Origin of the sequence: Microcystis sp. M169S2 (assembly GCF_020245865.1) — a bacterium.
In the GTDB taxonomy this organism is placed as follows: domain Bacteria; phylum Cyanobacteriota; class Cyanobacteriia; order Cyanobacteriales; family Microcystaceae; genus Microcystis; species Microcystis ichthyoblabe_A.
Window position 1 is genome coordinate 1 of record NZ_JADBUB010000222.1, and the last position, 8,620, is coordinate 8,620.

General features: G+C 41.4%; 5 protein-coding genes and 2 pseudogenes. 4 read left to right on the forward strand and 3 right to left on the reverse strand.

The genetic code is table 11. From position 1 onward, the window contains the following. A pseudogene (locus IM485_RS20340) lies at positions 1-193 on the forward strand (IS30 family transposase); the annotation flags it as partial. On the opposite strand, the pseudogene IM485_RS20345 reads toward IM485_RS20340, so the two are convergent. After that, positions 193-394: pseudogene (locus IM485_RS20345) on the reverse strand (IS1/IS1595 family N-terminal zinc-binding domain-containing protein); the annotation flags it as partial. The pseudogenes IM485_RS20340 and IM485_RS20345 sit on opposite strands and share 1 nt — an antisense overlap. Before the next feature lie 267 nt (positions 395-661). On the opposite strand from IM485_RS20345, the gene IM485_RS20350 reads away from it, so the two are divergent. Beyond that, on the forward strand, positions 662-3,541 hold the full coding sequence (locus tag IM485_RS20350; RefSeq protein ID WP_287745245.1) for a UPF0182 family protein: 2,880 nt from the start codon (positions 662-664) through the stop codon (positions 3,539-3,541). A 149-nt stretch (positions 3,542-3,690) separates the two neighbouring features. On the opposite strand, the gene IM485_RS20355 is transcribed toward IM485_RS20350, so the two are convergent. Both IM485_RS20355 and uvrB read right to left on the reverse strand, forming a co-directional pair. After that, positions 3,691-4,710 (reverse strand): flagellar assembly protein H, encoded by a 1,020-nt coding sequence (locus tag IM485_RS20355; RefSeq protein ID WP_287745247.1) that lies wholly within the window; start codon positions 4,708-4,710, stop codon positions 3,691-3,693. Positions 4,711-4,714: 4 nt separating this feature from the next. Next, positions 4,715-6,718: an excinuclease ABC subunit UvrB gene (gene uvrB / locus IM485_RS20360; RefSeq protein ID WP_287745249.1), complete on the reverse strand. Its 2,004-nt coding sequence runs from the start codon at positions 6,716-6,718 to the stop codon at positions 4,715-4,717. A gap of 191 nt (positions 6,719-6,909) precedes the next feature. Between uvrB and IM485_RS20365 the strand changes: the two genes are divergently transcribed. Together IM485_RS20365 and IM485_RS20370 are read left to right on the forward strand one after the other, a co-directional pair. Beyond that, positions 6,910-7,401: a hypothetical protein gene (locus tag IM485_RS20365; RefSeq protein ID WP_008197799.1), complete on the forward strand. Its 492-nt coding sequence runs from the start codon at positions 6,910-6,912 to the stop codon at positions 7,399-7,401. Between the two features lie 81 nt (positions 7,402-7,482). After that, a complete protein-coding gene (locus tag IM485_RS20370; RefSeq protein WP_287745250.1) occupies positions 7,483-8,232 on the forward strand; it encodes a class I SAM-dependent methyltransferase in 750 nt (249 codons plus the stop codon). The last annotated feature ends 388 nt before the right edge of the window (positions 8,233-8,620 follow it).

Below are 8,620 nucleotides of genomic sequence, written 5' to 3' on the forward strand. Positions count from 1 at the left end.
ATTAAACGAGCATACCAATGGACTGTTAAGACAATTTTTTGCCAAGGGGACAAATTTTAAAATCGTTAAGCCAGAGGAGGTGGAAAGAGCCGTAAACTTGATTAACAATCGTCCTCGAAAATGTCTTGACTATCAGACCCCTAATAATATATTCTGTAAAGGTAGATCAGATAGTGATGCAATTCAGACTTGAATCGGCCACGTTTGACCACATTCTTTACATTGACGTTTGGGTTTTCCATTATGAATAGAACCATTCTTGATAGTATGGTGAAAACCACAACGCTTGACAGGGGAATAGAGGTGAACTAAGGGGGGTGTTTTGTTCGGTGCTAGACTGATATTTGAGTAAGCCAGACAGGAGCCAGAAAAAGATATTTATTAGAAAAGTCATGATCAAGCTAGAGGTTTAAAGACTGATCGGATTCCAATTATTTTTATTAATAAATATTTTACACAATTCATACCAGGTAAGCAAGAGGGCTACGGCACTACTACCGAATCATTACCTGCTAATTCTAGCTAAAATTGCTGATTTTAAGCGAAATTATCGCCCTAACCCAGCCATAGTTTCTTAAGTTTATCTTTAAATTAAGAAAAAGCAGCAGGGAGAAACTAAAATCGCTAGAATGAAAGAAGACTCTCTTTTATCACTTTATCCATGCTCATCAGATCTAACCGAAGCTCGATCGCTAAACCTATTTTACTGTTTCTCGGCTGCCTTGTGATCGGGCAGTTGGGGGTGTTAGTGGTAGCCAATAGCCTCTGGTTTACCGAGATGGGTTATTTAAACACTTTCCTGAAGCAATTATCTTGGCAACTGGGATTAGGTTGGGGAAGTGCGATTCTTTCTCTACTTTTTATTTTTACTAATTTACGTTTAGCCCAGCGTTTTCGTTGGCAAAAACCCCAGGAAGATAGTTATCCTCTTAGTCCTCAATCTCCTAGTATTAATTTACTCGGCCTTTTGATTATTGCAACGGGAATTGGAGCTTGGATCGGGTCAATGTTATTGTATTACAGTAAACTAGCCCTCAGTCTCTGGACACCAGATTTTAATCTCCCTAACCTTAGTTCTTCCCTAAGTTCTCCTCTGGAAATAGTTTGGATTAGACAAGTATTAACCGATATTTCCAGTAATCTTTGGCAAGGGGTAATTATCGCTCTTTTAGTCTTGGGATTATTAACTAAAACCGAGTATTTTTTGCGAATAATATCTATAGTATTTACTGTAATGCTATCTTTTATTATTGCTGGGCAGTGGGCGAATTTTTTAAAATATTTTTATGGTGTTTCTTTCAATATTAACGATCCTCAATACGGGAATGATTTAGGTTTTTACATCTTTCAATTACCCCTGTGGCAGTTACTAGAATTATGGCTCAGTGGTGTGGGAATATATACTCTTTTTGCTGTTAGTTTAACCTATCTTTTTTCGGGTGATAGTCTTTCTCTGGGAAAATTTCCGGGGTTTTCTCGTCCGCAACTGCGTCATTTATACGCCCTGTGGAGTGGGTTAATGGGGCTGCTAGTATTACACCATATTATTCAGCGTTACCTGCTACTTTACTCTCCCGAAGGAGTAGTTTATGGTGCGGGTTATATCGATGCTCATGTTGGTCAATTTATTGAAATTATTCTGGGAATTATTGCAGGAATAACCTGTATGTGGTTAGGAGAAAAAGCATTATTTGGTAAAAAGTACCGTCGCAAATTACACAAAACCGCCAAGAAAAAGTTGGTATTTTTCCCCTACTTAGTTCCTGTATTTCTCTATTTAATTGTTTGGATAAGTGGCATAATTATCAGTGGAGGATTACAAAGAATAATCGTACAACCGAATGAATTAGTGAGAGAAAGACCCTATATCGAAAGAAGTATTCAATCCACAAGAGCGGCTTTTTCCTTAGATAGAATTGATGCCCAAGTTTTCGATCCACAGGCCGAATTAAATGCCGAAGTTTTAGAGAGAAATCATCTGACTATCGATAATATTCGTCTTTGGGACACCAAACCACTGCTAGAAACTAACCGACAATTACAGCAAATTCGCTTATATTATAAATTCCCCGATGCTGATATCGATCGCTATCGGGTGCGAGTGGGATTGCCTGAAAAAATCGAAGAACGTCAAATATCTGAAAAACAGCAGACCATTATTGCCGCTAGGGAATTAGATTATAGTGCGGTTCCCACTTCTGCTAACACTTGGGTGAATAAACATCTCGTTTATACCCACGGTTATGGGTTCACTCTTTCCCCGGTTAATTTAGTGGCTGCTGGGGGTTTACCCTACTATTTTGTCAAAGATATCGGCACAAATAAAGACGAAGGGGCCTTACAAACCTCTAGCGAATTAATTGATTATAGTATTCCCATTGGTAAACCCCGCATTTACTACGGGGAATTAACTAATAATTATGTGATGACTCCCACCACCGCAGAAGAATTGGATTTTCCCAGCGGGGACGGAAATGTCTATAATACCTACGATGGTAAGGGAGGAATCCTAGTGGGGACCGGGTGGAGACGTTGGCTATTTGCCCTTTATTTGCGGGATTGGCAAATGTTATTTAGCCAAGATTTTACTCCCGAAACTCGCTTATTAATGCGTCGTGATATCCAAAATCGCGTGCAAACTATCGCACCTTTTTTAAATTATGATCGCAACCCCTATTTAGTAGCGGCAGATGTGGGCGATAGTAGTAGTAAATTACATTGGATTATTGATGCTTATACCATCAGTGATCGCTATCCCTATTCTGACCCAGGGAAAGATAAATTTAACTATATTCGCAATTCGGTCAAAGTGGTAGTGGATGCCTATCATGGAACGGTGAATTTCTATGTTGCCGATCAAAATGATCCAATTATTCAGACGTGGAGTAAAATCTTTCCTCATCTCTTTAAATCTTTAGCAGAAATGCCGAAAACTCTCCGCAGTCATATCCGTTACCCCGAAGATTTATTTAGTACCCAAGCGGAAAGATTATTAACCTATCACATGACCGACCCGCAAGTATTTTATAATCGGGAGGATCAATGGGAAATTCCCCTAGAAATTTACGGCACGGAACCCCAGGCTGTATCACCCTATTATTTAATCATGAAACTGCCCGATTCCGACAAAGAAGAATTTATTCTCCTGCATCCCTATACTCCCTCTAGTCGGCAAAATTTAATCGCTTGGTTAGCGGCGCGTTCAGATGATAGAGAGTATGGTAAGTTATTGCTCTATCAATTTCCTAAACAAAGGTTAGTGTACGGACCGAATCAAATTGAGGCTTTAATTAACCAAGATCCAGATATTTCTCAACAGATTTCCCTTTGGAATCGGGACGGTTCTAAAGTTTTGCAAGGACACCTATTAATTATTCCCATTGAACAATCGCTGCTTTATGTAGAACCTTTGTATCTAGTGGCAGACCAAAATAGTGTCCCGACAATCGCTAGAGTAACAGTTGCTTATCAAAATAAAATTGTCATGGAACCAACCTTGAAGGAAGCTTTAGAAAAGCTATTTCAAGGTGATCAGAGCTAAATTGCCGCTAATTGCCCACAAATTAGCAAGAAAGCTGATGCTGGTTCCAGAACGATCCTCAATATCCCCGAATTTGCCTGGAAAATTGCCTGCTCTGGTTAATCAGCCAATTTCAAAATCCAGTATCATCAAAGGATTGAGTTATGCTTTTAATTAGAAAAGTGGGCAATTAATTCTGTGCGAGATGAATTGAGTATTAAAGGGGTAAACTCCTCCACTGGTAATAATAAAATGCGATCGATGATCACGGATAAATCTGGGTCTAAACTGCCAAAACGAGCTTTCAATAAATTTTCTACCACCAGACGTTCTCCCTGTTGAAGACCCTGTTGAAGACCCTGTTGAAGACCCTGTTGAAGACCCTGTTGAAGACCCTGTTGAAGACCCTGTTGAAGACCCTGTTGAAGACCCTGTTGAAGACCCTGTTGAAGACCCTGTTGAAGACCCTGTTGACGGCCAGCATCCAGTTCTTCCTGAAGACGGGAAGTGTATAAAGGTGATAATCTCATAATTAACTCTCTGTCCTCCTGTTCAAGCTCTTGATCGTTAGTTAAAGAGGTTCTCAAGTTTAATAATAATTCTAGAGCATTTACCCGAAAAGGATGATCCTCTGGTAACGATTCTAGCTCATCGATCGCCCTTGCTTGTACTTTTCCCCGGCCTAAAATTCTTAACCAGAGAGTTGCTTCTGTTGGGGGTAATTGATGGATAACGGTGATTGCCGTGCGTAAAGAGGGAGCTAAAAAATAGATACCCTCCCCCCAATTCTCCTCATCTAATTTAGCTCCGAATCCTCCTAACAGTTGCGCGGAAGCGGTGGGAGTCAAAATCCAGAGACGGGGGATTTCCCCATCGTTAACATTCGTTTTCTGACGATTTGCTTGACGATTAATTTCCCCTTCCACTTGCAACAATTTTAACAGACAAGTTCTAATTTCTGTAGGGGTGACAGGATTGCGAAAGGGTTCAAATAAACAGGGATTAATCGCCATTTTTCCCAGTAATCCCAGCAGCTCTCTAGGATTATTATCGAGAATCTGGGGTGAAAACCAGACATCGATTTCTCGTACTTCTCCGCGTACAACCCGTGCCGATTTTACCTCTCCCAGAGAAGATAATAATTCTTCGAGATAATCTTTGGCAAACTGGTCATGAATAAATCTAGTCATAGGTTTATCTAAGATGATTTAATAACTTATCTCGCAATTGCTTAATCTGATCGCGATATTTAGCTGCTGACTCGAATTCTAGATTTTTCGCCGCTTCTTTCATTTGCGCTTCTAGTTGTTGAATTAATTCGGGAATTTGTTCTAAAGAAAGTTCTTCTATATTCTCACAAACCTGCTCTAATTGTTGGGAATTTAGGCGACGGGAAATATCCAGAAAAGCCAAAATTGAATTACTCGACCTTTTAACAATCGATTGCGGAATAATCCCATGTTTTTGGTTATATTCCTCTTGAATAGCTCGCCGTCTCTTGGTTTCTTCGATCGCATTAATCATACTATCAGTGAGATTATCTCCGTAAAGAATTGCCTGACCGCGAATATGACGAGCAGCCCGGCCGATAGTTTGAATTAAAGAGCGGGTAGCCCTTAAAAATCCTTCCTTATCTGCGTCTAAAATCGCCACTAGAGACACTTCCGGCAGGTCTAACCCCTCGCGAAGCAAATTCACCCCGATCAGCACGTCAAAGACCCCTTCTCGCAGGTCTTGAATAATTTCAATCCGTTGAATTGATTGAATTTCTGAATGTAGATATCTAACTTTAATTCCCCTTTCTTGCAAGTATTCGGTTAAATCTTCCGCCATGCGTTTAGTTAAAGTGGTAATCAAAACCCGTTCATTTAACCGCACTCGCTCCTTAATTTCCCCTAATAAATCATCCACTTGTCCCTCAGTTGGTCGCACAAAAATCTCCGGGTCTAAAACTCCCGTCGGTCGGATAATTTGTTCGACAATGCGATTTTCTGACTGTTCTAATTCCCAATCTCCCGGGGTGGCCGAAACAAAAATACATTGATTAACTTTCTGCCAAAATTCTTCCGACTTCAAAGGACGATTATCCGCAGCGCTGGGTAAACGAAACCCGTGATCGATCAAAACTTTTTTTCGTGATTGATCGCCATTATACATCCCGCGAATCTGCGGCACACTAACATGGGATTCATCCACAACTAATAACCAATCTTGGGGAAAATAATCCACCAAACATTCCGGCGGTTCCCCCGCTAACCTACCCGCTAAATGCCGCGAATAATTTTCCACGCCATTACAATAACCCACTTCCTGCAACATTTCTAAATCATAACGAGTCCGCTGATCCAAACGTTGCGCTTCCAGTAATTTGCCCGCTTTTTCTAACTCCAATAAACGGTTATCTAACTCGGTTTTAATATCCCGACAGGCTACCTCTAAACGCTCCTCCGGGGTAACAAAGTGACGGGCCGGATAAATACTAATTCGCTCTAATTTTTGCAAAACTTCCCCCGTCAAGGGATCCAGATAACGAATACTTTCAATCTCATCGCCAAAAAAATCAATTTTAATAACCCGATCCTCGTAAGCGGGAACAATTTCCAAAATATCGCCCTTCAGACGAAAACGACCGCGAGTTAACTCTAAATCATTGCGATTGTACTGCACTGACACCAAGGCCCGTAATAATTGCCTTTGGTCGAACTCTTGACCAACTGTTAAGGAAATCGCCGCTTTCAGGTATTCCGCCGGCATTCCCAAACCATAAATACAACTAATGGAAGCGACGACGATCACATCCCTGCGTTCAAACAGCGATCGCGTGGCCGAATGGCGCAGCATATCGATCTCATCATTAATCGAAGAACTCTTTTCGATGTAGGTATCGCTGACGGGAATATAAGCCTCCGGTTGATAGTAGTCGTAATAGCTGATAAAGTACTCCACGGCGTTATTAGGGAAAAATTGCCGCAATTCGTTGCATAATTGGGCGGCTAGGGTCTTATTATGGGCCAGGACGAGGGTAGGCCTGCCGATTTTTTCGATCACAGCGGCAATGGTGAAGGTTTTGCCGGTGCCAGTTGCCCCTAGGAGGGTTTGGAAACGCTGCCGGTTTTGCAGGGAATCTACCAATTGATCGATCGCTGCCGGTTGATCCCCGGTGGGTTGAAAGGGTGCTTGTAGTTGAAAAGCGGACATTAGCGGCTAGGTGTAGAGAACAGGCAAAATAAATTATCAATCAAATTACCAACACTTATAGGGTTTTGGGAAAGAAAGATGTATCTTAATATTAGAGAGGATTTTAAAAAAAGATTAAAAGTCTTCGAGAATACCCTAAACTTAAATCTTATCGTTTCCCCGAAGCTATTAACGGAAAGGAGTATCAGGTTATGACGGTGGAAAATCTAGAAACGAACGGGACTCAAACCCCAGCAACCACAGAAGAAAAGACCAGCAGCTCACGCGGTAAAGCTACTACGGCTAAAACCGCCAAAGATAAAGAAGTGGTCGCCCTTTCGGTGAAAAACAACGCTGAATCGGCTTCCAAAGCCTTAAAATTCTATCAACCTGAACATCGCTTACCCGAAAATCGTCCTGTTGGTACTAGCCATCTTCACTTCACGGAAGATGAAATGTTACCCGGAGGCCGTCCCGTGGAAGTTAGCCATCTGAAAGTGGTTAGTACCTATTCTTCCGTCGGTGGATTGCGTCCTGTCGGCTCTAGTGGTATGGAAGTTAGCAGCACTCTGGCGATCTCTGGCAATCGTCCGATCGCTCTCAGTCATCTGCACATTAGCGAAACTTATACAGTCATGGGTAATCGTCCCGTTGCTTCCAATGAAATCGATGATCCCGAAACTTTAATGGGATTTTTAGACTAAATTGCTTTGTTGATCAAGATAGATTTTTTCCCTGTCCCGGACAGGGAATTTATTTTTTCTAGCCCACCTTTTTTAATCCCGATGCTGTTTAAGCAAAAATTTTTCTTAATTGTCTCGTTTCTAATAGTGGCTTTTTGTGGTTTCGGATTATTAAATCTTACCTACGATGCTTCAGTTTTAGCACCGCAGCAATATTATCAGATTCGAGCGCTTCATAGTCGCGATGGTATCGGTAAATTTTACCTAGGACGGGAAATCGCTAAAGTCATGGGACACCAAGAAATGTTATGGTTAGAACGTCCTAGTCGCCGTTTCACAGAAAAACCCGATGATCTGATCACCGCACTACATCTAAAACCCACAGATCTAGTGGCAGATATCGGCGCAGGTACAGGTTATTTTAGTTTTCCTATGGCGAATTTAGTAGAACAAGTTTTCGCCGTCGATGTGCAACTGGAAATGTTAGGGGCAATTGATTTTTTAGCCGAGGAAAACCAGGTTAAGAATATCACCACAATTCTCGCCACAGAAACCGATCCCCAATTGCCTATAAATGCGATCGATTTAGCTTTAATGGTGGATGCTTATCACGAGTTTTCCTGTCCCCGCGAGATGATGGAGAATCTGGTCAAATCTTTAAAACCCGATGGTAGGGTGGTATTAGTAGAATACCGTCGAGAAAATCCCCTAATTCCCATCAAGGCCCTTCATAAAATGACCCGCAGACAAGTAGAAAAAGAAATGGCCGCTGTTGGTTTAGTGCTAGGAGAAATTATCGAGACTTTGCCCCAACAACATTTAATGATTTTTCAGAAAACAAATTCAAATTAGCGAGTTAAGTAGGGTCTGCTGAAAAAGTTTGTTGGTGGGGGCAGGGTGTGGGGTGTGGGGTGTGGGGTGTAGGGTTTTACCGATTTTGCGGTAGTCAGTTACCTAATTTTCAGGGAAAAAGTACCTGAATTTTACCCCTGATCCCTCCAATGGTCGGCACTTTTTGAGGTCAAAAAAGTCTAAAAGCCTTATCCAACAAGGTTTTTAGATTTATTCAGCAAGCCCTAAGTAGGTAGGCGTTAAAAACTATCAGATGCCCCCCTTATTAAGCTGTCCTTTAGTCACATCTTTCTTAACATTTCAAACCTTTGTAGCACAAGGCTTTCAAGACTCGGTTAACAATTTGTAATATTCCTTGTTGACACCCTTACTGACAAAGAAAAAACTG